14 protein-coding genes are annotated in these 23,286 nt (G+C 68.0%); 6 read left to right on the forward strand and 8 right to left on the reverse strand.

Translation table 11 applies throughout. From position 1 onward, the window contains the following. Positions 1 to 67: 67 nt before the first annotated feature. Positions 68 to 811: a nucleotidyltransferase family protein gene (locus ASF08_RS06465; RefSeq protein WP_056142837.1), complete on the forward strand. Its 744-nt coding sequence runs from the start codon at positions 68 to 70 to the stop codon at positions 809 to 811. Positions 812 to 834: 23 nt separating this feature from the next. Beyond that, a complete protein-coding gene (gene addB / locus ASF08_RS06470; protein WP_056142890.1) occupies positions 835 to 3,954 on the forward strand; it encodes a double-strand break repair protein AddB in 3,120 nt (1,039 codons plus the stop codon). Positions 3,955 to 4,090: 136 nt separating this feature from the next. Here the strand turns inward: addB and ASF08_RS06475 are convergent, their stop codons facing one another. Next, positions 4,091 to 5,716 (reverse strand): calcium-binding protein, encoded by a 1,626-nt coding sequence (locus ASF08_RS06475; protein ID WP_156629484.1) that lies wholly within the window; start codon positions 5,714 to 5,716, stop codon positions 4,091 to 4,093. A 462-nt stretch (positions 5,717 to 6,178) separates the two neighbouring features. Further along, a complete protein-coding gene (gene dmeF / locus ASF08_RS06480) occupies positions 6,179 to 7,198 on the reverse strand; it encodes a CDF family Co(II)/Ni(II) efflux transporter DmeF (protein ID WP_056142843.1) in 1,020 nt (339 codons plus the stop codon). Positions 7,199 to 7,300: 102 nt separating this feature from the next. On the opposite strand from dmeF, the gene addA reads away from it, so the two are divergent. Further along, on the forward strand, positions 7,301 to 10,771 hold the full coding sequence (gene addA, locus ASF08_RS06485) for a double-strand break repair helicase AddA (protein ID WP_056142846.1): 3,471 nt from the start codon (positions 7,301 to 7,303) through the stop codon (positions 10,769 to 10,771). On the opposite strand, the gene ASF08_RS06490 is transcribed toward addA, so the two are convergent. Next, positions 10,761 to 12,035: a PQQ-dependent sugar dehydrogenase gene (locus tag ASF08_RS06490; protein WP_056142849.1), complete on the reverse strand. Its 1,275-nt coding sequence runs from the start codon at positions 12,033 to 12,035 to the stop codon at positions 10,761 to 10,763. The genes addA and ASF08_RS06490 overlap by 11 nt on opposite strands. Before the next feature lie 393 nt (positions 12,036 to 12,428). Here ASF08_RS06490 and trxA point away from each other — a divergent pair, with 393 nt between their 5' ends. Further along, positions 12,429 to 12,749, forward strand: a complete 321-nt coding sequence (trxA, locus tag ASF08_RS06500; protein WP_018042110.1) for a thioredoxin — start codon at positions 12,429 to 12,431, stop codon at positions 12,747 to 12,749. Positions 12,750 to 12,919: 170 nt separating this feature from the next. Here the strand turns inward: trxA and ASF08_RS06505 are convergent, their stop codons facing one another. From ASF08_RS06505 to trpA, 4 genes are all read right to left on the reverse strand, one after another. Further along, positions 12,920 to 13,744 carry an outer membrane protein gene (locus tag ASF08_RS06505; RefSeq protein ID WP_056142857.1) on the reverse strand — a complete coding sequence of 275 codons (825 nt, stop codon included), beginning with the start codon at positions 13,742 to 13,744 and terminating at the stop codon, positions 12,920 to 12,922. Between the two features lie 317 nt (positions 13,745 to 14,061). After that, a complete protein-coding gene (locus ASF08_RS06510; protein WP_056142861.1) occupies positions 14,062 to 15,387 on the reverse strand; it encodes a bifunctional folylpolyglutamate synthase/dihydrofolate synthase in 1,326 nt (441 codons plus the stop codon). A 28-nt stretch (positions 15,388 to 15,415) separates the two neighbouring features. Continuing rightward, complete coding sequence (gene accD, locus ASF08_RS06515) at positions 15,416 to 16,318, reverse strand: acetyl-CoA carboxylase, carboxyltransferase subunit beta (protein ID WP_056142865.1); 903 nt, start codon at positions 16,316 to 16,318, stop codon at positions 15,416 to 15,418. A gap of 82 nt (positions 16,319 to 16,400) precedes the next feature. After that, positions 16,401 to 17,267, reverse strand: a complete 867-nt coding sequence (gene trpA / locus ASF08_RS06520; RefSeq protein ID WP_056142868.1) for a tryptophan synthase subunit alpha — start codon at positions 17,265 to 17,267, stop codon at positions 16,401 to 16,403. 318 nt (positions 17,268 to 17,585) lie between these two features. Here trpA and ASF08_RS06525 point away from each other — a divergent pair, with 318 nt between their 5' ends. Together ASF08_RS06525 and gluQRS are read left to right on the forward strand one after the other, a co-directional pair. Next, positions 17,586 to 19,649 carry an ATP-binding protein gene (locus tag ASF08_RS06525; RefSeq protein ID WP_056142872.1) on the forward strand — a complete coding sequence of 688 codons (2,064 nt, stop codon included), beginning with the start codon at positions 17,586 to 17,588 and terminating at the stop codon, positions 19,647 to 19,649. 346 nt (positions 19,650 to 19,995) lie between these two features. Next, positions 19,996 to 20,862: a tRNA glutamyl-Q(34) synthetase GluQRS gene (gene gluQRS / locus ASF08_RS06530; RefSeq protein ID WP_056142875.1), complete on the forward strand. Its 867-nt coding sequence runs from the start codon at positions 19,996 to 19,998 to the stop codon at positions 20,860 to 20,862. Positions 20,863 to 20,873: 11 nt separating this feature from the next. Here the strand turns inward: gluQRS and ASF08_RS06535 are convergent, their stop codons facing one another. Beyond that, on the reverse strand, positions 20,874 to 22,928 hold the full coding sequence (locus ASF08_RS06535; protein WP_156629486.1) for a M23 family metallopeptidase: 2,055 nt from the start codon (positions 22,926 to 22,928) through the stop codon (positions 20,874 to 20,876). Positions 22,929 to 23,286 lie beyond the last annotated feature (358 nt).

Consider the following 23,286-nt stretch of genomic DNA (forward strand, 5'->3'; position numbering starts at 1 on the left):
AGGAGCGAGTTCCCCACGATGCCGCCGCACCCGATGCCATAGCCCTCGCCCCCGAGACGCCGACGGAATGTCCGACAGCCCCGTATCCGCCATCCAACGCGCCTTCGTCCTCGCGGCGGGCCTCGGCAAACGCATGCGGCCGATCACGGCGACCGTGCCCAAACCCCTTGTGGAAGTGGCCGGCCGCGCCCTGCTCGACCATGCCCTCGACAGGGCGGCGGAGGCCGGGATCGGGGAGGCGGTGGTCAACGTCCATTACCTCGCCGACCTGCTCGAAGGTCATCTGGCACGTCGCAGCACGGCGCCGGCGATCCGGATCTCCGACGAGCGCGACGCCCTCCTCGAGACCGGAGGCGGCGTGAAGAAGGCCCTGCCGCTTCTGGGCACGGACCCCTTCGTCGTCCTCAACTCGGATTCGTTCTGGCTCGAAGGGCCTCAGCCCAATCTCGGCCGGCTCATCGACACCTGGGAGCCGGAGCGGATGGACATTCTGCTCCTCGTCGCACCCACGGCGACGAGCCTCGGCTACGAGGGCAAGGGGGATTTCGTGATGAATGCCGGTGGCGCCCTCCAGCGTCGCGGCGAGCGTGAGGTCGCGCCCTTCATCTATGCCGGTGTCGCCATCCTCAAGCCCGAACTCTTCGCCGGCACGCCGGAGGGGGCGTTCTCGCTCAACCTGCTGTTCGACCGCGCCATCGAGCGGGAACGCCTGTTCGGCCTGCGCCTCGACGGCCAATGGCTCCACGTCGGCACCCCGGAGGCGATCGAGGCCGCCGAAGCGCGGGTGAAGGCGAGCGCGCAGGTGCAGTGAAGGGGCAGGATCGGAACGACGACATGACGGAGTCCCGCGTCTTCACGATCCCCCCCGGCGCCTCGTTCCTGCCGACCCTCGCCGACGCGCTGATCTCCGGCCATCTCGTCGGGAACGTCGCCGGTGATCCCTTCGCCCTGGCCAGCGTCACCCTCTATCTGCCGACGCGGCGCGCGACGCGGGCCCTGTCCGCGATCCTGGCCGAGCGGCTCGGCAGCGCGCTCCTGCCGCGCCTGATCCCGCTGGGCGAAGCGGATGAGGCCGAACTCGACGTCGCCGCCAATCCGCTCATCGAGAACGGCTCCGACCAGCTCGCCCCGGCGATGCCGCCCCTGGAGCGCCGGCTGATCCTCGCCCGCCTCGTCCAGGCCTGGGCCGAGACCGTCGACCGCAAGCTCCTCCCCATGGGCGACGACGTGCCCTTCCTCGTTCCCTCCTCGCCGGCGGACGCCGTCTATCTCGCCTCCGATCTCGAGAAGCTGATGGACGCCCTCACCGTGGAGGGCGTGGCCTGGACCGAGATCGCCAGCGCGGTGGAGGCCGAGTACTCGCATTATTTCGGCCTCACCCTCGATTTCGTGCGCATCGCCGCCGAGAACTGGCCCAAGATCCTGCATGACCGCGCCTTGAGCGATCCGGTGGCCCGCTCGCGCACGCTCATCCTCGCGGAGGCGACGCGGCTGATGCGTGACAAGCCCGGCGACCCGGTCATCATCGCCGGTTCCACCGGGTCGGTGCCCGCGACCGCAAAGCTGATCGCGGCCGTCGCCACCCTGCCGAGGGGGGCGGTGGTGCTGCCGGGCCTCGATACCGACCTCGACGAGGCCGGTTGGGACGCCATCGAGACGGGGGAGGGGGCGGATCGCGAGATCGCCCACGGCCATCCCCAGGCCATCCTGCATCGCCTTCTCGGCCCCGGCTGTCTCGCCCTCGGTCGCGGAGCGATCACGGCGCTGGGGGAGCCGGCGCCTCGGGACCGGGCACGGACGGCGCTGCTGTCGCAGGCTCTGCGCCCGGCCGAGACCACCGATGCCTGGTCGGAGCTGTCGCCCGAGGCGCGCCGCGAGACCGCCGATACCGGAATGGCGGGCATCGCGGTGATCGAAGCCGCCGATGAGCGGGAGGAGGCCCTGGCCGCCGCCATCGCCCTGCGCGAGACCCTCGAGACGCCCGGCGCCACCGCCGCCCTCGTCACCCCCGACCGCAACCTCGCCAGACGGGTGGCGGCCGAACTCGCGCGCTGGGGGATCGTCGCCGAGGATTCCGCCGGGGAGGCGCTCTCCGTCAGTCCGGCCGGGCGACTGGCGCGCATGGCGGCCGAGATGGCGGCGGACCTGCAGCCGCATCGGGTGATCGCCCTCCTCGCCCATCCGCTCGTCCGCCTCGGCATGACGCGCGACGAGGTCCGGCGCGGTGCGGCGGCTCTCGAGATCGGGGCCCTGCGCGGGCCGGCGCCGGCTCCCGGATTCGACGGATTGCGCCGGGTGCTCGCCGACCGGCGGACGGCGAAGGGACGCATCCCCCGCGCCCAGCGCCGCCTCGCCGACATCGACTGGGATCTGGCGGCCCGGATCGTCGACCGCCTCGAACAGGCCTTCGACGGGTTCCTCCGGTCCGAGGAGGGCGGCAGGGTCGACCTCGTCGCCTTGGGGCGCAGCCATGCCGCGGTCTTCGAACGGCTGATCGCGCCCGCCGAGGGGGACGAACCCGCGGAGGACAACTCGATCTGTGTCCTCGACACCCTGTTCGACGACCTGTCCACGTCGGAACCGGGCCTGTTGCCGGGAATGCCCCTCGATTACCCGGCCTTCTTCACGGCGCTCGCCCGTGAGCGGGTGGTGACCTGCGGCGGGATACGCCCCCATCCCCGCCTGCGGATCCTCGGCCTCCTCGAAGCCCGGTTGCTCGATGCCGACCGCATCGTGCTCGGCGGCCTCGACGAGGGCGTGTGGCCGATGAAGACGGTGACCGACGCCTTCCTCAACCGCCCCATGCGCGAACGCATCGGCCTCAATCCCCCCGAGCGGCGGATCGGGCAGACCGCCCATGATTTCGTCCAGGCGCTCGGCTGCCACGATGCCGTCATCACCCGCTCGGCCAAGCGCGAAGGCGCACCGACGGTGCCCTCGCGCTTTCTCCAGCGGCTCCAGGCCTTTGCCGGCGAGGCCTGCTGGGAGCGCGCCCGCGAGAGGGGGCGGCGCTTCCTCGGCTACGTCGCCGCCCTCGACCGAGGCGCCGGCCCGGTGCCGGCGCGCCTGACCCAGCCGAAGCCGAAGCCCGACCCGGCCCTTTTTCCCCGGACCTTGAGCGTCACCGAGGTCGAGACCCTGGTGCGCGATCCCTACGTCATCTTCGCCCGCCACGTTCTCGGGCTCGATCCGCTGGAGCCCGTCGCCGGGCGGCCCGGTGCCAGCGAGCGGGGGACGCTGATCCATGCGATCCTCGGCGACTTCGCCGAGGCCCATCCCGAGATATTGCCCGAGGATGCCGCCGAACGCCTGAACGCCCTGGCGCAGGCGGAATTCGCCGATATCGCCGACACCTTTCCCGAACTCTATGCCGAGTGGTGGCCGCGCTACGGCCGGATCGCCGCCGAATACCTGGACTGGGAGGCCGAGCGTCGTCCCGCCCTCACGCGGGTGCGGCCGGAGATGTCGGGAAGGTGGGCCCTGCCCATGGGCAAGGAGGTCTTCACCCTGCGCGGGCGGGCCGACCGGATCGAGCAGCGCCGCGACGGGACCGCCTGCATCGTGGATTTCAAGACTGGCCAGCCGCCCAGCAACAAGGAGGTCTTCGCCGGCTTCTCGCCCCAGCTGACCCTGGAGGCGGCGATGCTGAAGGCGGGCGCCTTCGAGGGCGTTCCGCGCAGCGAGGAAACGCCGGACCTGCTCTACGTCCACGCCACCGGCGGGCGGAACCCGTTCACCCCCCTCCCGGTCAAGCCGCCGCGCGGCGACCCGCGGACCCTGGACGCCATCGTCGAGGAGCACGAGCGACGCTTCCGCGGCCTCGTCGCCCGCTTCATGGCCGGCGACGCGGCCTACGTCTCCCGTCCCTACCCGAAATTCGCCAAGTCCTACGGCGACTACGACCACCTCGCCCGCGTGCTGGAATGGTCGCTGGCGGGGGAGGGCGAGGGGTGAAGGTTGTTTGGAACGGGCGGGCGCCCGTTCCGCGAGGCGCCCCACGGCAAGGCCCATGAACCGGTCCGGCTGCGCGATCCGGTTCGGTCCATGGGCTGGCAATTGCCTGACGTCCTGCTCGATGCAGGCGCCGTTTCTAGAACAGGAAGTTGCCCTCGGTCAGTGATTGGTACGCGACGTCGAGCAGGATGATCTTGTCCGAAGGGGCGGAGTCACCCTCGAACGTGATCACGATGCCGGTTCCGCCCCGGTATGACCTGAAGGTCATGTCATCCATGCTGGCGGCGAGGCTGCTGACGTCCAGCGTGTCCTTGAGCCCGTCGAACTTGCGGATGACGTCGCGACCGTCGCCGTCGGTGAACAGGAACGTGTCCGCGCCCGCGCCGGCGAAGAGGGAGTCCCCGCCCTTCCCGCCCATCATAACGTCGTTGCCCTTCCCGCCCTGGATGCGGTCAGCGCCCGATGTGCCGACGATCAAGACACCGATGACCGACGTGTCACTCTCGGCAACGCTCTGCGAAAAAATCTTCGTGCCCGCCTCGACGCTCGACATGTCGAGCACCGCGCCGTCGCGCACATAGACCTTTTCAATGTTCTGGAACGTGGTGGTGCTCAGTTCGACGGGGCTGCCGGCATTGACGAACAGAAGGTCCGTGTCCGCCCCTCCATCCACCTTCGATGGCGAGGCGCTGATGACGAGCCGGTCGTCGCCACCCCGACCGAACAATTCGTCAGGACCGCCATTGCCGTTCAGCGTGTTGGCGTCGTCGGTTCCACTGAGGACATCTTCGGACGTACTGCCGATCAGATTCTCGAATGAACTATAAGTATCGCCCTCCGCATCGCCGCCGAAGCCAACGTCAAACAGGAGATCGACCGTTACACCCGCGCTGGATTGCTGATAGCTCAACGTGTCGTTGCCGGCGCCTCCGAACATGGAGTCGCTGCTGGCGCCCCCTTCGATGACATTGTCCCCGGTATCTCCGACGAGAATGTCGCTCCAGGCGCTGCCGAGCAAATTTTCGAACAACTGAATGTTATCTCCCGAAGCATCGCCATTGGAAGCGGTGTTCGTCGAGAGATCGATCTTTACGGCGTCGAAGGAATGTTGATAGCTCAGCGTGTCGCGGCCATCCCCCCCAGACAGGACGTCGCCAAAGCCGCCGCCTTCGATGACGTTGTTCTTGGTGTCTCCAATTATAGTATCGGTGTAATCGCTGCCACGGATATTCGAGATATTGGAAAAAGTTTCCGAAAGGATTCTATTTGAGTGATCCGTGCCGATGTTGCTGGCCATGTTTACGATGACACCGTAAAAATTACCCTCGCTGTCGGCTTCGTACTCCTGGAAATGCTCATAACTCAGGGTATTCTTCCCGGTGCCTCCATCGATGTTGTTCGAGCCGAGGCCGCCCTCCAGCGTATCGTTGCCGCCGCCACCGTTCAGGACGTCATTGCCCGCCCCCGTGAGAATCACATCCCCATAATCGCCCCCGGTGATCCTCGCCGTATAGGCAAAGTCGCTGGTGTCGCCGAAAATGCCGATTCGGGGCGTGGTATATCCAACTTCACCAAAGACGGTTTCTAATCCCGGCCCGGAGAAGGCATAGACTAGAGAATTACCGAAGCCTTCATATCCGGCGATGGCCGTGCCGGGGCCGAAATCGATTGCACGAACGCCGGCGGCCATCTGGGAACTGAATATGAAGTCCGAGTTGTCCGATTTATAATCACCCTCATAGGTAAATTTAAAAAACGCCACGTCCAGCCCCTCTGCAACGAATCATATTGCGATTAAACAAGCTTAGACTGACAGCAATAGTTTAAAAAATATTTAAAATACTCGTTTATACGTCTACATCGTAAGTTAGCCATCATTTTTATAAATATATATATTAAAAATTTGATTTACTACGAAAAATATCAGCATAGATAGTTTTTGTCGATTAAAGTTATATAGATGACAGTCAAGTCCATGAAACCGTGATCCGCTTAATTGGACATGACACGTCTCTTGCGATTCGGCGGCGGGGGGAAGGCAAGCCTTCTACATCGCCCCACCAATCCACTGCCTGATCGAGGCCATGGCAAATGGCGTGCTACAACGGACGCCCAGCGCCGAGCGGATGCCGCCGGTACTCTCAACGCCCTTCCGTTTACTGCCGAATGCCGGGCATGCCGCCCGACGAACCCGATGAACTCCGTGGATCGCGGACAGTGCGCCTCACCCGGGCATCCGTTCCGTCCCATGGTTCGGGCAGAGATTCGCCTCCACGGTGATGTGCGAGAGCCCGTCCAGATCGGCCAGCTTCGCCTTGTACATCGCCGGTTCCTGCGGGTGGTCGGAGACGAGGGAGACGATCAGGCCGGTATGGCCGGGGCCGAGGCGCCAGAGGTGGAGGTCGGTGATCGTGTCGCCGTTCGTTTCCAGCCGCGTCCGCACGGAGTGAGCGAGCCCCCGATCCGGCACCGCATCGAGCAGCGTCGCGCCGGCGGAGCGGATCAGGGACCAGGACCAGGCGACGATCACCGCCGCGCCCACCAGTCCCATGGCCGGATCGAGCCAGGCGAGGCCGAGATAGCGACCCGCCAGCAGGGCCGCGATGGCCAGCACCGATGTCAGCGCATCGGCCAGGACGTGGACATAGGCCGCCCGCAAGTTGGTGTCCCCATGGTCGCCATGGCCGTGCCCCTCCTGATGGCCGTGCCCCTCGTGATGGTCGTGCCCCTCGTGATGGGCGTGGCCGTGATCGTGCGCGTGGTCGTGGTGATGGGCGTGGTCGTGCCCGTCGCCGTGGAGCAGCCAGGCGCTGGCGAGGTTCACGAGGAGGCCGAGGATCGCGATCGGCAGGGCTTCGCCGAAGGCGATGGCCTGGGGGCTATTGAGGCGCAGGATGCTCTCATAGCCGATGGCGAGCGCGATCATGGCGAGGATGATGGCGCTGGCGAAGGCCGCGAGATCGCCGAGCTTGGCGGTGCCGAAGGCGAAGCGCGGGTCGTCGGCATGGAGGCGGGCAAAGCGATAGGCCAGGGCCGCGATGCCCAGCGCCGCCGCATGGGTGGACATGTGCCATCCATCGGCGGTGAGGGCCATCGACCCGAAGACCGTGCCGCCGACGATCTCGGCGACCATCATCGCCAGGGTCAGCCCGACAACGAGGACGGTCCGGCGCTCGTTGCGCTCATGCGCGTGTCCGAGGAAGTCGTGGCGATGCCGCCAGGTCTCGCTGCTGTGGCTGTGCATGACGGGGTGTCCTGAGGGAATCGTCCGGCCGAACATAGGGCGCTTTGGCGAGGCGATCATCCTTCTCTATGGAGAGGGGGAGCCAAGCCCGGAGCAGACAGGTTGCCCTTCGTCGTCGACGATCTCACCAAGGCGAGCCAGCGCCGCGCCGCCGATCCCCTGGCCTCGGCCTGGGTCTCCGCCAATGCGGGGGCGGGAAAGACGAAGGTCCTCACCGACCGGGTGGTGCGCCTGCTGCTGAACGGGGCGCCGCCGGCACGCATCCTGTGTCTCACCTTCACCAAGGCGGCCGCCGCCAACATGTCGATCCGGGTGTTCCGGACCCTGGGCCGCTGGGTCACCCTGGACGATGCCGCGCTCACCGCCGAACTCACCGAACTGACCGGCGAGTCTCCGGCACGCCGGACCTTGAAGGCGGCACGGCGCCTGTTCGCCCGTGCCGTGGAGACACCGGGCGGCCTCAAGATCGAGACCCTGCACGCCCTCTGCGAGCGGCTCCTGCACATGTTCCCGTTCGAGGCCAACGTGCCCGCCCGCTTCCAGGTGCTCGACGAGAACCAGGCCGCCGACCTGTTCGCGGCCGAGACCGACCGGGTTCTCGCCCTGGCGATGACCGGCCGCAACCCCGATCTGCGCTCCGCCTGGGACCGGGTCGGCCCGGAGGCCACGGGCGATACGCTCCGCGCGATCCTGCGCGCGGCCATGCGGGCGCAGGCGACGTTCGACGGGACGGACGGTCTCTCCGGTCCCATCGCCGCCCTGTCGCGCTCCCTCGGCCTCTCGGCCGGCGAGACGGCCGATACGGTCCTCGACCGCATCCTCACCGGGGGGCTCGACGATTGGAGCGGCCTCGCCCAGCGCCTGCGCACGGGAAAATCCACAGACGAGGGGCTCGCCGACAGGCTGGTCGCGGCGGAGGCGACCTGTGAGGCTGCCGCCCGCCTCGACCTCTACCGTTCGGTGTTCTTCACCGAGAAGGGCACCCCGAAGGCGGACAGGAGTCTCGGCACGAAAGACGTCCCGGCGGAGGTGAAGGAGGCGCTCCTCGCCGAACGCGACCGGCTCGATCCCCTGTTCGATACCTTGCGCGCGGCCAAGGCCCTGGAACGGACGCAGGCCCTGTTCGTCCTCGTCGCCGAGATCCACCGGCGGGTCGAGCGTCAGAAGGCGCGCCTCGGCGCCCTCGATTTCGACGACCTGATCCACAAGGCTCTCGATCTGCTCTCGCGGGTGGACGCCGCCTGGGTCCTGTACAAGCTCGACCGCGGCATCGATCACGTCCTCGTGGACGAGGCGCAGGACACCAACCCGCGCCAATGGGACATCCTGCGCCGCATCACGGCCGATTTCGCCAGCGGCGAGGGCGCTCGCGAGGGGCTGCGCACGCGGTTCGCCGTGGGTGACCCGAAGCAGTCGATCTACAGTTTCCAGGGGGCCGAGCCGCGCGAGTTCGCGACCGTGCATCGCGAATGGCGCGCGGCCTCGAAACAGGCGGGCCTCGCCTTCGAGGACGTGACGCTGAACGTGTCGTTCCGCTCGACGAAAGGCATCCTGCGCGCGGTGGACGCCACCTTCGCCGTTCCCGAGCATTACCAGGGCCTGTCCTTCGACGACGCGGCCGTCGGCACGACGCACGAGACGGCCCGGCGGGACGCGCCGGGCGTGGTCGAGATCTGGCCCATCGAGGTTCCAGCGCGGGAGGAGGAGCCCGATGCCTGGGCGGCCCCGGTCGACGCACCGGAGGCCAATGCGCCGTCCATCGTCACGGCGCGGCGCGTGGCGCGGGCGGTGAAGGCTTGGACCACCACCGGCGACGAAGGCGGGTGCGTGTGGCGTCCCGGCGACGTGCTCATCCTGGTGCGCAAGCGCTCCGCCGCCTTCGAGGAGGTGATCCGTGCCCTGAAGGTCTGCGGCGTCCCCGTCGCGGGCCAGGACCGCCTGGACATCACCGCCCATATCGCGGTGAACGACCTCGTCTCCATCGGCCGCGCCGGCCTGCTGCCCGCCGACGATCTCACCCTGGCCGGCGCCCTGAAGACGCCCCTCGTCGGGCTCGACGACGACGACCTCGTCCGCATCGCCGCCCGGCGCGAGGAGAGCGAGACCCTGGAGGACGCCCTGGCCCGCCATGCGGCGGCGGGCGACCCGGCGGCGATACGCGGGCATGAGGCCCTCACCCTGTGGTCCGTCCTGGCGGCCCGGCACGGACCGTTCGGGTTCTATGCGAGCCTGCTCGGGCCGCATGAGGGGCGGATGCGGCTGGTCTCCCGCCTCGGTGGCGAGGCGGGGGACGCCATCGACGTGTTTCTGATGAAGGCCGCCGAGGCCGAGCAGGCCTCCGAGGCTCCCTCGCTGGACGGCTTCCTCACCCGCTACGACATCGCTCCGGGACGGGGCGCCAATGGTCTGACCGTCAAGCGCGATCTCGAATCCGGCCGCGACGAGGTCCGGGTGATGACGATTCACGGCGCCAAGGGGCTGGAAGCCCCCGTCGTCGTCATGATCGACGGCTGCGAACCCCTCGGGCGCAACGATCCGCATCTGCTCGCCATGCCGGGGGGGCGTGACGAGGCGATGCCGCCGGTCTGGGCCGGGTCGAAGTCCCAGGATACGCAGGCCGTCGCCGCCGCCCGCGAGGCGCATCAGGCCCGCGCCCGCGAGGAACACAACCGTCTCCTCTATGTGGCGCTCACCCGTGCCGCCGATCGCCTCACCGTCGCGCCGTATCGCGGTCACGAGGAGCAGGGCGAGACCGCCTGGTGCGAGATGGTCCGGAAGGGGCTGGAACAGGCGTTCGGGCCGGGCGAATCCCTCGAGGCCGCCTACGGTCCCGTGCTGCTATGGCGGGACGGACCTGTACGACCCGCCGCCGCCGCGTCTTTCCCCGCTGCCGACGCCGTATCGTCGATCCCCGGATGGTTGAGGCGATCGGTGGGGTCGGAGGTCGAGGCGGCGCCGCCGGTCAGCCCCTCCGGAGCGCTCGGCGCCGCGGATGGTCAGCGCACCGTGCCGAGACGGCAGGCCAACCCGCAGGCCCGCCGCCGCGGCATCCTGATCCACTCGCTCATCGAACATCTTCCGCGCCTCGATCCCCATCAGCGAGCGAGCGCGGCCTCCGCCTTCGTCAAGGCGCGGGCGCCGTCGCTTCCGGCGGCGGACCAGGACCGGCTGGTTTCGGATGTTCTGAACCTCGTCAACGATCCCGCCCTCGCCGTGCTCTTCGACGGCGACGCGAGGGCCGAGGTCACGATCTCGGGGCATGTCGGCGTCGGGGGCGTGTCGCGACCGGTCTTCGGACGGGTCGATCGCCTGAGCATCCGTCCCGAAGGGATCGTCGTGGCGGATTTCAAGACGAGCCGGCCGCCATCCGACCGTGCTCCCATTCCCGAAGACGAGGCGGCGCAGATCGCCCTCTACGTGGCGCTCCTGCGGGACATCTATCCGGGGCGTCCCGTCGAAGCGATGCTGGTCTGGACGTCCGGTCCGGTCATCCGTCATCTCGGCGAGGCCGACATCGCGTCGGCGCTCGCCTCACTCTCCTCCCGCCCGGCTCACACCGCGATTACGGCGTGAGCTTGAGGATCTGTCCGTCCGGGCCGTCCGTCACGGCATAGACCGCGCCATCGCCGGCGACCCTCACGTCGCGGATACGGTGATCGAGGGGGATGCGCTCCTCGGTGACCACCTTGTCGCCGTCGAGCTTCAACGCGACGATGCCGCCGCTCACGAGTCCACCGACGAGGAAAGCGTCCTTCCAGGCGGGGAACAGGGTGCCGGTGTAGAACGCCATGCCGGACGGGCCGATCACCGGATCCCAGTAATAGACCGGCTGGACCGTGCCGCCCGCCTGGGTCTTTCCCTCGCCGATCTTCTCGCCGCTATACTCGATGCCGTAGGTCACTTCCGGCCAGCCGTAGTTCAAACCCGGCCGGGGGCGATTGAGCTCGTCGCCGCCGCGCGGGCCGTGCTCGACGGTCCAGAGGCGCCCCTGGCCATCGAGGGCGGCGGACTGGATGTTGCGGTGCCCGTAGGACCAGATTTCGGGTTTGGCCTTCTCGCCGCCCGTGAACGGGTTGTCCTTCGGCGCATTGCCGTCGGTGTCGATGCGGAAGACCTTGCCGAGGCCGCTGGTGAGGTCCTGAGCCTGGACGCGCGGTCCCTTGTCCGAGCGTTCGCCGACGGTGACGAACAGCTTGCCGTCCGGCGCGAAGACGAGGCGGGAGCCGAAATGCTTGTCGCCCTCGTAGGACGGCGTCTGGCGGAAGATGACCTTCACCTCGTCGAGACGACCGCCATCCTTCTCCTCGATGAGCTTGGCGCGGGCGACCGTCGTGCCGTTCCCCTTGTCGCGCGGCTCGGAGTAGCTGACATAAATCAGACGGTCGGAGACGAAGCTCGGGCTCAGGGCCACGTCGAGCAGACCGCCCTGGCCCCGCGCATCCACTTTCGGCACGCCGGCGATGGGCTGGCCGACCGTGCCGTCCTTGGCGACGATGCGCAGCTTCCCGGCCTTCTCCGTGACCAGCATGCGGCCATCCGGCAGGAACTCCATGGCCCAGGCGCTATCGAGGCCCTTGGCGACGACGGTGCTCTGGACCTTGGTGGCCTCGAGGGGCTTCGGCGCGCGGGTCTGGTTGGGCAGCAGGGGTTTGTAGCCCGTATTCGCGGGCGCCGTTTCGGCGGGCTCCCCGCCCGTGGCCTCGTTCTGGGGCGCTGCGAAGGACTCGCCCCCGATCCGCGGCTGAGGCGTTCCGGATTTGCCATCCTGGGCGAACGCACCGGTGCCGAGGCTCAGGGCGGCGAAGGAGGCAAGCAAGGTCGGAGAGATGCGCGTCACGTGGTGATGTCCTCCATGGCCGGCGTTGAGGGCACCGGCTCTCGGCCTGTTTCGGGGCTCGATCGCCGGATGGCGGCCGAGCCCGTATGGCACCGGCTCATCATGGGCATGCGTGCTGGGACGCTCGCCGCGAGGATTGCCGGTCACGCTGGGAGATGGGGCGAAGCGACGGCTTTGGCGAGGGGCAACGGGAATCATGCGGGGGACAGGCGGCCGGGGCGGTCTCGCATGAGCGCGGTGGATGAAGAGCGGTGGATGATGCATGCGAGAATCGAACGGCTGTCCCGCCCTTGGCATCTTACGCCTTGACCGTCCCGGTTCACGTCGCCAACTCTCGCTCTCAAGCCGGCGCAGGCCTCGTCTCGCCGACCGTGCACTAAGAAAGGGATCGCAATGGCGACGGTAAAAGTGACCGACGCGAGCTTCGAGCAGGACGTTCTCAAGTCCGCCGAGCCCGTGGTCGTGGATTTCTGGGCGGAATGGTGCGGCCCCTGCCGTCAGATCGGCCCGGCCCTCGAAGAAATCTCGGCCGACATGCAGGGTCGCGTGAAGATCGCCAAGGTCAACGTGGACGAGAATCCCGGTATCGCCGCCAAATACGGCATCCGCTCGATTCCCACCCTCCTGATCTTCAAGGGCGGTGAACTCGCCAGCCAGAAGGTCGGCGCGGCACCGAAGGGCGATCTCTCCCGCTGGATCCAGGCCAGCGCCTGAACGCTCGCGATCGACCATCGTGAAAAAGCCCGGCCTCGGAAGGCCGGGCTTTTTTTATGTCCGGTGGTGCGCACCGGCCGGTGCGGACCATGGTTCGGAAACGAAAAAACCCGGCTATGAGGCCGGGCTTCTCCGTTTCGAGACCTGTGTCGACGTTGCGACGTATCGGCTTAGTACGAGCCGAACTTGTAGTTCAGACCAGCGCGGACGACGGCGAACTCGCTCTCACGAGCGGTGACCGAACGGCTGAGGATGAGCGAACCGTTCGGGTTCAGCACCGAGCGCTCCGAGGGGTTACCCTTGTTCTCGAGGTTCACGTACAGACCTTCGACCTTCAGCGTCACGGCCGACGAGCGGAAGAAGTTCAGGAACGAGTCGACGGGCATGGCGTACTCGATACCACCACCAGCGGTGTAGCCGGTGCGGAAGTCGTCGCCGCCGGTGCCGCCGTCGCCGTAGGCGAAGCCGCCGGTGCCGTAGAACAGGACGCGGTCGAAGGCGTAACCGACGCGGCCACGAACCGTGCCGAAGAAGTTCATCTCATTGCCCGGGATGCGGACAGAGGTGGGGCTGGTGAAAGCGCCGGCGGCGGGGCTGATGGTGCCCGTCACGGAGCGGCTCTTGTTGCCGAAGTCGGTGTACTGGGCGTCAGCTTCGAGACCGACGACGAGGCCCGAACCCGGGGTGAACTGGTAGTTGTAGCCGACCTGGCCACCGCCGACGAAGCCTTCGAGCTCGTTACCGCCGGTGGTCGAGACGACCACGGGGGTGCGGGTGAAGGAGTTCAGCACCGAACCACCCGGCAGGGCGTAACGGTTGCTGTCGCTACCGGCGTCGAAGCCGTAACCGGCGTTGATACCGAAGTAAGCGCCCGTCCAGGTGAACACCGGCACCGGCACGAAGACCGGCGGCGCAGCGCGACGCGGAAGGTCGGCGGCGGTTGCCGCTGCAGTGAGGGCCGTGAAGGCCGCGAAAGAGGTGAGAAGCTTTTTCATCGTTGATCCCCAGCGAGTTGCCCGATCCACAATCAAACTAGTCGATTTCGGGCAGTCGAGATGTAGCGCAGGAGCCACACTCGATATCCGATGCCACAAGTGTGGCCGGTCCGGTGAAAAGCGGGGATTGTCGCGATGTGTCGTCCGCCGATCCTAAGCAAGGACGCTGTGTTCGTCACGTCCCGCCGATGCCGGAGACCCTCGTCCGGCATGGTTGTCCAAGACAAACGATGCGGTAACCCTGTTCGACGAGGGCAAGGACTCGTCCGGCAGAATCACTTGCCTTCCGCCAGGAGACCGCCTCCCACCCGACGCGATCAGGTCGGAGGCGTACCGTTGGCGGTGAGGACGTTGCCCGCGAGATAGAGCGAACCGCAGATCAGGATACGCGGCGGCCGCTCGAAGGCGATGTCGGAGAGGCTCTCCAGGGCGGCCTCGACGCTGGAGGCCACATAGGCGGTGAGCCCCACATCGGCGGCGATCTGGGCGACCTCCTCGGCCGGCCGCGCCGCCATCTGGCCTCCGATCGGGACCGCGATCAGGTGCCGCGCCAGCCCCACGAAGTTACGCAGGAAGCCTTCCGCGTCCTTCGTGCCGAGAAGGCCCACCACCAGGATCAGCGGCACGTCGCTGCGCTCGCCGAGATCCGCCATCGCGGTCGCGAGAATACGACCGCCATCGATATTGTGGCCGCCATCGAGCCAGAGCTCCGCATCGTTCGGTGCCATGTCGGACAGGCGGCCGCGGGTGAGCCGCTGGAGGCGGCCCGGCCATTCGACCTTGTTGAGGCCGGTCTCGATGGCCTCCACTCCGATATCGCCGAAACCGGCCGCGCGCAGGGCCGCGATGGCGGTGGCGGCGTTGGTGAACTGATGCCGTCCGTTGAGGCGGGGCTGGGGCAGGTCGAACAGGTCGAGCTCGTCCTGGTAGACGATGCGGCCGCGCTCGGCATGGACCGAGAAATCCTGGTTCCCGACCCGGATCGGCGTGGCTCCGATCTCCTCGGCGATGCGGCAGAGCACCGAATCCGCCTCTTTGTAATCCTGGGCGGCGATGATCGCCGGGCAACCGCGCTTGAAGATGCCCGCCTTCTCGGTCGCCACCGCTTCGACGGTGTCGCCGAGATACTCCGCATGGTCGCGCCCGATCGGCGTGACGACGGCGGCCGCGGGATTGTCGATCACGTTGGTGGCGTCGACCCGCCCACCGAGCCCCACTTCGAGCAGGAGCACGTCGGCCGGGGTCTCCGAGAACAGGAGGAAGGCCGCGGCGGTGGTGATCTCGAACACCGTGATCGGCTCGCCCGCATTGGATGCCTCGCAGCGGGCGAGGGCGTCGGCGAGCTGGTCCTCGGGCACATAGCTGCCGCCCCCCACCGCACCGATGCGGATGCGCTCGTGGAAGCGCACGAGGTGGGGCGAGGTGTAGACATGCGCAGCGAGGCCGCCGGCTTCGAGAATCGCCCGCATGAAGGCGATGGTCGAGCCCTTGCCGTTGGTGCCGGCCACATGAATGACCGGAGGCAGCTTGCGTTCCGGGTGCCCGAGCCGTTCGAGCAGGCGCTGGATCCGGCCCAGCGACAGGTCGATCGTGCGAGGATGAAGGGCCAGGAAGCGGGCCATCAGCGCGTCGGAGGAATCCATGGATCGGCTCGCCGTATAGCGTGAGGGCTCAGGCCGGCTCGGCAACGGCGCCCGCGCCGGCCGGTGCCGCCGCAGGCTGGTTCATCAGCAAGCCGCAGAGTCGTGAGATCGTGTCCTTCAGGGCATGCCGGTGCACGACCTGATCGACCATTCCGTGTTCCTGCAGATACTCGGCGCGCTGGAACCCGTCGGGCAGTTTCTCGCGGATCGTCTGTTCGATGACGCGCGGCCCGGCAAAGCAGATCAGGGCGCCGGGCTCGGCGAGATGGACGTCCCCCAGCATGGCGTAGGAAGCGGTGACGCCGCCCGTGGTCGGGTTGGTGAGCACCACGATGTAGGGGAGTTTCGCCGCTTTCAGCCGGCGCACGGCCACCGTCGTGCGCGGCATCTGCATGAGCGACAGGATGCCCTCCTGCATGCGTGCGCCGCCGGAGGCCGAGAACAGAATGTAGGGCGTGCGCTTGTCCAGCGCCGTCTCGGCGCCGCGCACGAAGGCCTCACCCGCCGCCATGCCGAGGGAGCCGGCCATGAAGGCGAAATCCTGCACCGCCAGCGTCATCGGCATTCCCGAGACCCGGCCGAAGCCGATCTTGAAGGCGTCGGGCATCCCGGTCTTGGCACGGGCGTCCTTCAGGCGGTCGGCATAGCGCTTCTCGTCACGGAACTTGAGCGGGTCGGCGGCCACCTCCGGCAGGGGCACGTCGATCCAGGTGCCCTCGTCGAACATCATCTTCAGGCGCGCCTGCGCGCTCATCTTCAGATGATGCTCGGACCCCGGGATGACCCAGTGGTTTCCCTCCACCTCCTTGTGGAACACCATCTGCCCGCTATCCGGGCATTTGACCCACAGATTCTCGGGCGTCTCGCGCTTGAACAGGGTCTTGATCCTGGGGCGCACGACCTCCGAGATCCAGTTCATGGGTTCAACCATCGTCGACTGACCGTTCTTGAGGGAAGGGGTCTCGGATGAGCCGGGGATCGGCTCGCGGACGGATCGTTCCGGTGTGGTTCTCTCAGGCGGTCCGGCCGCGCACGCCCTCGGCCAGTTCGCGCACCAGTTCGCTCACCGTCTCGGCGGCGTCCCGGCCGTCCACCACCGCCCGGTGGATCACATCCACGAGGGCGGAGCCGACGACCACCCCGTCCGCGCCCTTGGCGATCGCGGCGGCCTGGACGCCCGTCCGGACGCCGAAGCCGACCACCACGGGCAGGTCCGTATGGCTGCGGATCCGGCCCACCGCCTCGGCCACCCGACCGAAATCGGGTGTCGCCGTGCCGGTGATGCCGTTGATCGACACATAATAGACGAAGCCGGCCGTGTTCGCGAGGACGGCGGGGAGGCGGCGCTCGTCGGTGGTGGGCGTCGCCAGCCGGATGAAGGCCAGTCCCTTGGCGAGCGCCGGCAGGCAGAGTTCGTCGTCCTCCTCCGGCGGCAGGTCGACGACGATGAGCCCGTCGATCCCCGCCGCGACGGCGTCGTCGAGGAACCGGTCGACGCCGTAGGCATGGATCGGGTTGTAATATCCCATCAGGATCACCGGGGTTCCGGAATTGTCCTCCCGGAAACGGCGGACGAGGTCGAGGGTCTTGACCAGATCCTGCCCGCCCGCGAGGGCGCGCAACGCCGCCGCCTGGATCGCCGGCCCGTCCGCCATCGGGTCGGTGAAGGGAAGGCCGAACTCGACGATGTCGGCGCCGGCCTGCGGCAGCGCCCGGAGCACCTTCAGGGAGGTCTCGGCATCGGGGTCGCCGGCCATGACGTAGGTCACGAGGGCGGCGCGCTTCTCCGCGCGGCAGCGGGCGAAGGTGGCCTCGATGCGTGTCTTCGTGGAACCGGCGGTGTCCGGCTGCGAAGAGGTCTCTGACGAAGAAAAGGTCATGGTGCCTGCGTCTCGCGGCCTGGCCTCGGGGGAGGGACGGCCCAGGTACAAGCCGTCGCGCCTACACCATCGCGGCCTGCCCGTGAAGCGCGGCGCGCCAAGCTGTCCGGCATCGGCTATGAGCGTGACGGCACCGATGCGGGGCGAGGGATGTCGTCCGTCGCGGCAAGGAAGCCTTAAGCTCCTTTCGAAAGCCGTCCTTCAATCTCACATGCGAATGACAGGAATGGAGTGGGAGCGGGAACCTCGGCGTCATCGCCAGTCTGCGCGGCGGTTCGCCCTGCGGCGATCCGCTCGGGCCGCCCCACGGAGAGATCGATGATCACCCTGGAGGTCGCTCTCGCCATCACCCTGTTCGCGGTCCTGGCCACGGCGAGCCTGGTCGCCCGAGGCCTGCGACGGCCGGCAGGCGACGCGTCCGAGGTCGAACGTCTCCAGGACAGCATCTGGCGGATGTCCGAGAGCGAGGAGCGCTACCGCGCGCTCGTGGAGGCGACCACCGACGTCATCGTCCAGCGGGACACGCAAGGGCGCATCACCTTCGCCAACGATGGATTCGGGCGTCTCTTCGGGGTCGAACCGCTGACGCTGCTCGGCTCGACGGCGGACCTCGAAATCCTGGACCAGGGGCCTCGGCAACAGCAATCCGACGGCGTCAGCCGTGTCGAGATGCAGGTGCGCCCCGTCGACGGCATTCCGCGCTGGTTCTCCTTCATCGAGATGCGCGTCACCGGTCCCGGAGGACGCACGCTATGGCTGCGGGCGGGCTCGGACATCACCGAACGGATCGAATCCGCCCGCTCTCTCGACGAGGCGCTCCACCGCGCCGAAGCGGCCAACGTCGCCAAGTCGCGCTTTCTCGCCACCGTCAGCCACGAGTTCCGCACGCCGTTGAACGGCATTCTCGGCATGGCCGACCTCGTCCTCGAGACCGGCCTCGATGCCGAGCAGCGGACCTACGTGGAGGCGGTGCACACGTCGGGCCGGGCCTTGCTGACCCTCATCGACGGCATCCTCGATTTCTCGCGGATCGAGGCGGGACGCCTCGACCTGTCGGCCGAACCCTTCGATCTCCGGGCGGTGGTGGAAGGCGTGGTCGAACTCCTGGCGCCCCGCGCCCAGGACAAGGGCATCGAGATCGCCATCGACGTCGCCGACGACGTGCCGTCCGAATTCATCGGCGATGCGGACCGTGTCCGGCAGATCGTGGTCAATCTCGCGGGCAACGCCATCAAGTTCACCAATCAGGGCGGGGTCGGCGTCACGGTGACATGGGTCGCGCAGGAGATCGTCCTGGCGGTCTCGGATACGGGGGCGGGTATCCCCGCCGCGCGCATCCCGATCCTGTTCGAGGAATTCGAGCAGGGCGACAACAGCGCCAGCACGCGCCATGAGGGAACCGGGCTCGGTCTCGCCATCAGCCGGCGCCTCGCCTCGCGGATGGGGGGACACATCGACGCGCGCTCGGTCGTCGGCCAGGGCAGCACCTTCACAGTCCACTTGCCCCTGCCGGTCGGCGCTGCGTCGGAGGATGCGCTGCCGCCCGTCTCGCTGCAGGGGCGGAAGATCCTGATCGTCGCCGATTCTCCCTATCAGGCGCCGTTCCTCGCCCGGCGCCTGTCCCGGTCCGGCGCGTCGGCGGTGGTGGTGCCGACCGTCGAGGCCGGGCTCGATACGCTGTCGGGCGTGCCCTTCGATGCGGTGATCGCCGATCGCGCCCTCGGCGACGCGAGCGTGCGCAGCCTCGCGGCGGAAGCCAGGCGGCGCGGCGTGCGCTGCAGCCTCATTCTGCTGTCCCCCTTCGATCGGCGGGAATTCGGTGCGCCGGGGGCGGCGGGCTTCGACAGCTACCTGATCAAGCCGGTCCGGGCGCGCTCACTGTTCGACAGGCTGCTGGCGCCGAGCTCCTCGGTGGAAGCGACCGGCCCCGCGCCGAAACCGGTGCCCGACGACGGCGCGATCCCGGCGGACAAGGACGGCGCGCGCGCGGGGGCGGGCGTCCACGTGCTTCTCGCCGAGGACAACCCGATCAACGCCCTGCTGGCCACCAGGGCTCTGGAGCGTCTCGGTGCGACGGTGGTTCTGGCGCGGGACGGGTCCGAGGCGCTGGCTCGGCTCGACCATCCCGCATCCCGGTTCGACCTCGCCCTCATCGACATCCGCATGCCGGGAATCGATGGGCTGGAAACGGCGCGGCGGCTGCGTGCCAGCGAGGCCGAGCACCATCGCGCGCCGCTCCGGCTGGTGGCGCTCACCGCCAATACCGGTCGCGAGGACGAATTGGCCGCGCGGGAGGCCGGGTTCGACGAATTCCTGGCAAAACCCCTCGACCTCAAGGCCTTGCCTGCCCTCCTCGAACGCCGTGCCGTCACCGCGGCCTGAGAGGCAATTCGCGTTGACAGGGCGCGGCGAGCGAGCGAACACGGGCCATGCGCGCACCAACCTCGCCACCATCGGATGCCGCGGCACCCGTGCCGACATCGCAGAGCAGGGATGGTCTCGTGGCCTTGGCCGTGGCGGCCGTCGTGGTGGTCACCGTCCTGATCGGCACGTTCGCGCCCTCTTCGCACGGGCGTTCAGGACCGGTTTCTCCGGCAGCCGATGCGTCCTGCGCCGAGTGGAGCGACGGCTGCACGGTCTGTCGGCGCTACGGGGAGGGGATAGCCTGCTCCATGCCGGGTATCGCCTGCGTTCCCAAAGCAGAGCTGTGCCGGCGCCATTCCGGGGGATGACCGGGTCGTCCGTTCCGATCCGCCTTCGCTTCGCGCCGAGCCCCAACGGGCGCCTCCATCTCGGGCACGCCTATTCCGCCCTGGTGAACGAGCTGTTCGCCGCGCGGCTCGGCGGCGACCTCATCCTGCGGATCGAGGATATCGATCCGGTGCGCTCGCGCCCTGACCTGATCGCCGCCATCGCGGACGATCTCGCCTGGCTCGGGATCGGGTTCGGCGGTTCCGTCCGGCGCCAATCCGAGCATTTTCCGGCCTATCGCCGTGCCGTCGACGCACTCCGCTCGCGCGGCCTCGTCTATCCCTGCTTCTGTAGCCGCGCCGCCGTGATCGCGGCCGCCGGGCCGGAGCCGCTCCGCGATCCGGACGGTGCGCCTCTCTATCCCGGCACGTGCCGCGTCCTTTCCCAGGATGAGCGGGCGTCGCATATCGCGGCCGGTCTGCCGCATAGCTGGCGGCTCGACATGAACCGCGCCCTCGCGCAGGCTCCGGGGCCGCACCGCTTTTCCTGCCTCGACGCCGGTTGCGTGGAGACGAGCCACGTCGCCGATCCCGCCCGCTGGGGCGATGCGCCGATCGCGCGGCGCGACGTGCCGACGAGCTACCACCTGTCCGTGGTGGTCGACGATGCCGCCCAGGACATCAGCCACGTGGTTCGCGGAGCGGACCTCGCGGCCTCGACCGACCTGCATGTCCTGCTTCAGGCCCTGCTCGGTCTTGAGTGCCCGGCCTATCATCACCACGCCCTGATCCTCGGCCCCGACGGGACGAAGCTCGCCAAATCGCGCGGCTCGGAATCCCTCGGCGATCTGAGGGCTCGGGGCGTCACCCCGGCGGAGATCCGCCGCCGGCTCGGATTCGGGTGAGGGGAGGGGGCTCAGCGCGGGGCGTCGCGCTGGGCCATGGCGACGCCGGCTCGGGATTTCTGCAGCGTGGTCTCGATCTGCTCGCGCTGGCGCGTGAACTCGGTGAGCATCCGCCCGTCGAGTTCGCGTCCGCGCGGCACGCGGATCTTCATCGGGTCGACGAAATGGCCGTTGATGATGACCTCGTAATGCAGGTGCGCGCCGGTGGAGAGGCCGGTGGAACCGACATAGCCGATCACCTGGCCTTGGCGCACCTTGGCCCCCGCCGTCACCCCCCGGGCGAAGCGCGACATGTGGTTGTAGGTGGTGACGTAGCCGTTGATGTGCTGGAGCTCGACCCGGCGGCCATAGCCCGAATCCCATTCCGCCTTGATGACGCTGCCGTTGCCGGCGGCGACGATGGGCGTACCGATCGGGTTGGCCCAATCCACGCCGGTATGGAGCTTGGCATAGCCGAGGATCGGATGGCGCCGGTAACCGAAGCCCGAGCGCATGATGCCGTCGGCGATGGGCTTGCGGATCAGGAATTTTTTGAGGGAGCGGCCCTGCTCGTCGAGATAATCGATGGAGCCGTCGTCCGGCGACTGGAAACGGTAGACCTTTCGCACCTCGCCGCCGAGGTTGAGCGACGCGTACAACAGTTCCGGCCGGTCGAGCGCGGCCTGACCGCCTTCCTCGTCGTACGTATAGAAGACATCGAGACTGTCGCCGCTCGCGATGCGGCGCTGGAAGTCGATGTCGTAGCTGAAGATCCGCACGATATCTTCCACGGTCGCGCGCGGCAGATCGTGCCGTGCCGCCGTCTCATAGAGGCTCTGATAGAGACGAGGGCCCGAACCGCCATCCTCGTCCTCGTCGTCGTCTCCGGATTCCGACGCGGCGGGCGCCTTGCGCGCCGCCTTGTCTTCCACCGCCTGCGCGACCGAGACGAAGGCGCCGCGATCGTTGATGGCGGCGATTCCCTCGACGCCGTTCTCGCCATACAGGACGACCCGTGTCACCTGCCGGGGATCTCCGGGCTTCGGACCCGGTGCGATCTGGACGCGGAACTGTTGGCCTTCGGCGAGGTCGCCGACGCGCGCCCGCCCGCCGAGAGCCGCGACGATCCCCTTGATCTGCTCGTCGCTGGCCTGGCCCGTGGCCTTCAGCAGCGCTTCGAGGGTCTCGCCGCGCTTGATCGCCACGTCGCGGTCTTCCACCAGCGGCGTCTCGCCCTGCCGGAGGCTCGTCTTCGCGAGATTGGTGACGTTCTCCGGCACCACGAGGACGTCGATGGACTTGAAGGGGCTCGCATCGCCGGACGGGGGGGCGATCCCGCCGAAATCCGGAGCCGCGATACCCTGCTGGAGCGCCCGCGACAACATCATTTGCGGCGCGATGGGAAGCGCCGTGCGTCGTCCGGCCTCCGCGGCCAGCCGCTTTTCCTCTTCGACCTGAGCGGTCACGGCGTCATCGCCGAGGGCGGGCGTGTTCGCCTCGATCGGCATCGTGGTGAGATCACGCTTGATGACGGTCACCTCCGCGCCGGGAGCATCGGCAGCGCTCGCTTCCGTCGCCCGTTCGAGCGGTTCGCTGGACACGAATTTCATCGGGTCGAAGCGCGGCACCTCGGCGGAGAAGACGCCGGTCGACATGGAGAGCGCCGTCGAGATCCGTACGAAAGGCCGGACCTTGATGATCTCGCGGTCTCCCAAGCGCACGGTCACCGGCGAGCGGAACGTCTGTTTGGCCGACGCGATCATCAGGTTGCGGACGAGCCGGTCGCCCTTGCGCGCGATGTTCGCGACGTCGTCGTTCGGCGCGGAGCGCACCATGATCTCCGCATGTTCCGGAACCGCGGCGAAAGAGACGTCGCCCTGTAACGACACGTAGATCGCGGCTCCGATGAGACCGGCCCCGGTCAGCCCGGTCAACGCACTGGCACAGAGCCAGCGCAGGTTGACCTCACGTCGATCGATCTGGGCGGAATCGGTGAGGAACAGATCGAGAGGCGCGTCGGCGGCTCGGCCTGGATGGGAGTCGGTGCTGTTCGTCGGAGCTCCGATCCTGAGCCGGCCGCGCGCCACGGTGTTCCCTCGCAAGCGTATCTCTTCTCTTCAGAGGGCCGGATCTCGTTTCGCGAGGGACGGCGCACCATGAGCGACGACCGATGGTATCGGCCGGTGGTCGACATGTCGAAGTCGAGCATGTCGACATTGAGGCGCCTCGGGAGAGGGAATGTTTCCATGCACGGGGGAAAGCGCGGGCGGAATGGAAGATCGCTGGGCGAAGGCTGGCGCGCCGCTCTACGTCAGAGGGGCTCCTGACCTCGGTCAATCTGGAGGCCGCGAGCGGGTGCGGGGTTCACGAAGCGGGAATCCTTGTTTGCCGGCAACGAGTTATGTTGTGGCGTCATGTGTTTGTCGCGAAAATCGATCAGCTTTG

This window comes from Methylobacterium sp. Leaf85 (genome assembly GCF_001422125.1).
Classification (GTDB): domain Bacteria; phylum Pseudomonadota; class Alphaproteobacteria; order Rhizobiales; family Beijerinckiaceae; genus Methylobacterium; species Methylobacterium bullatum.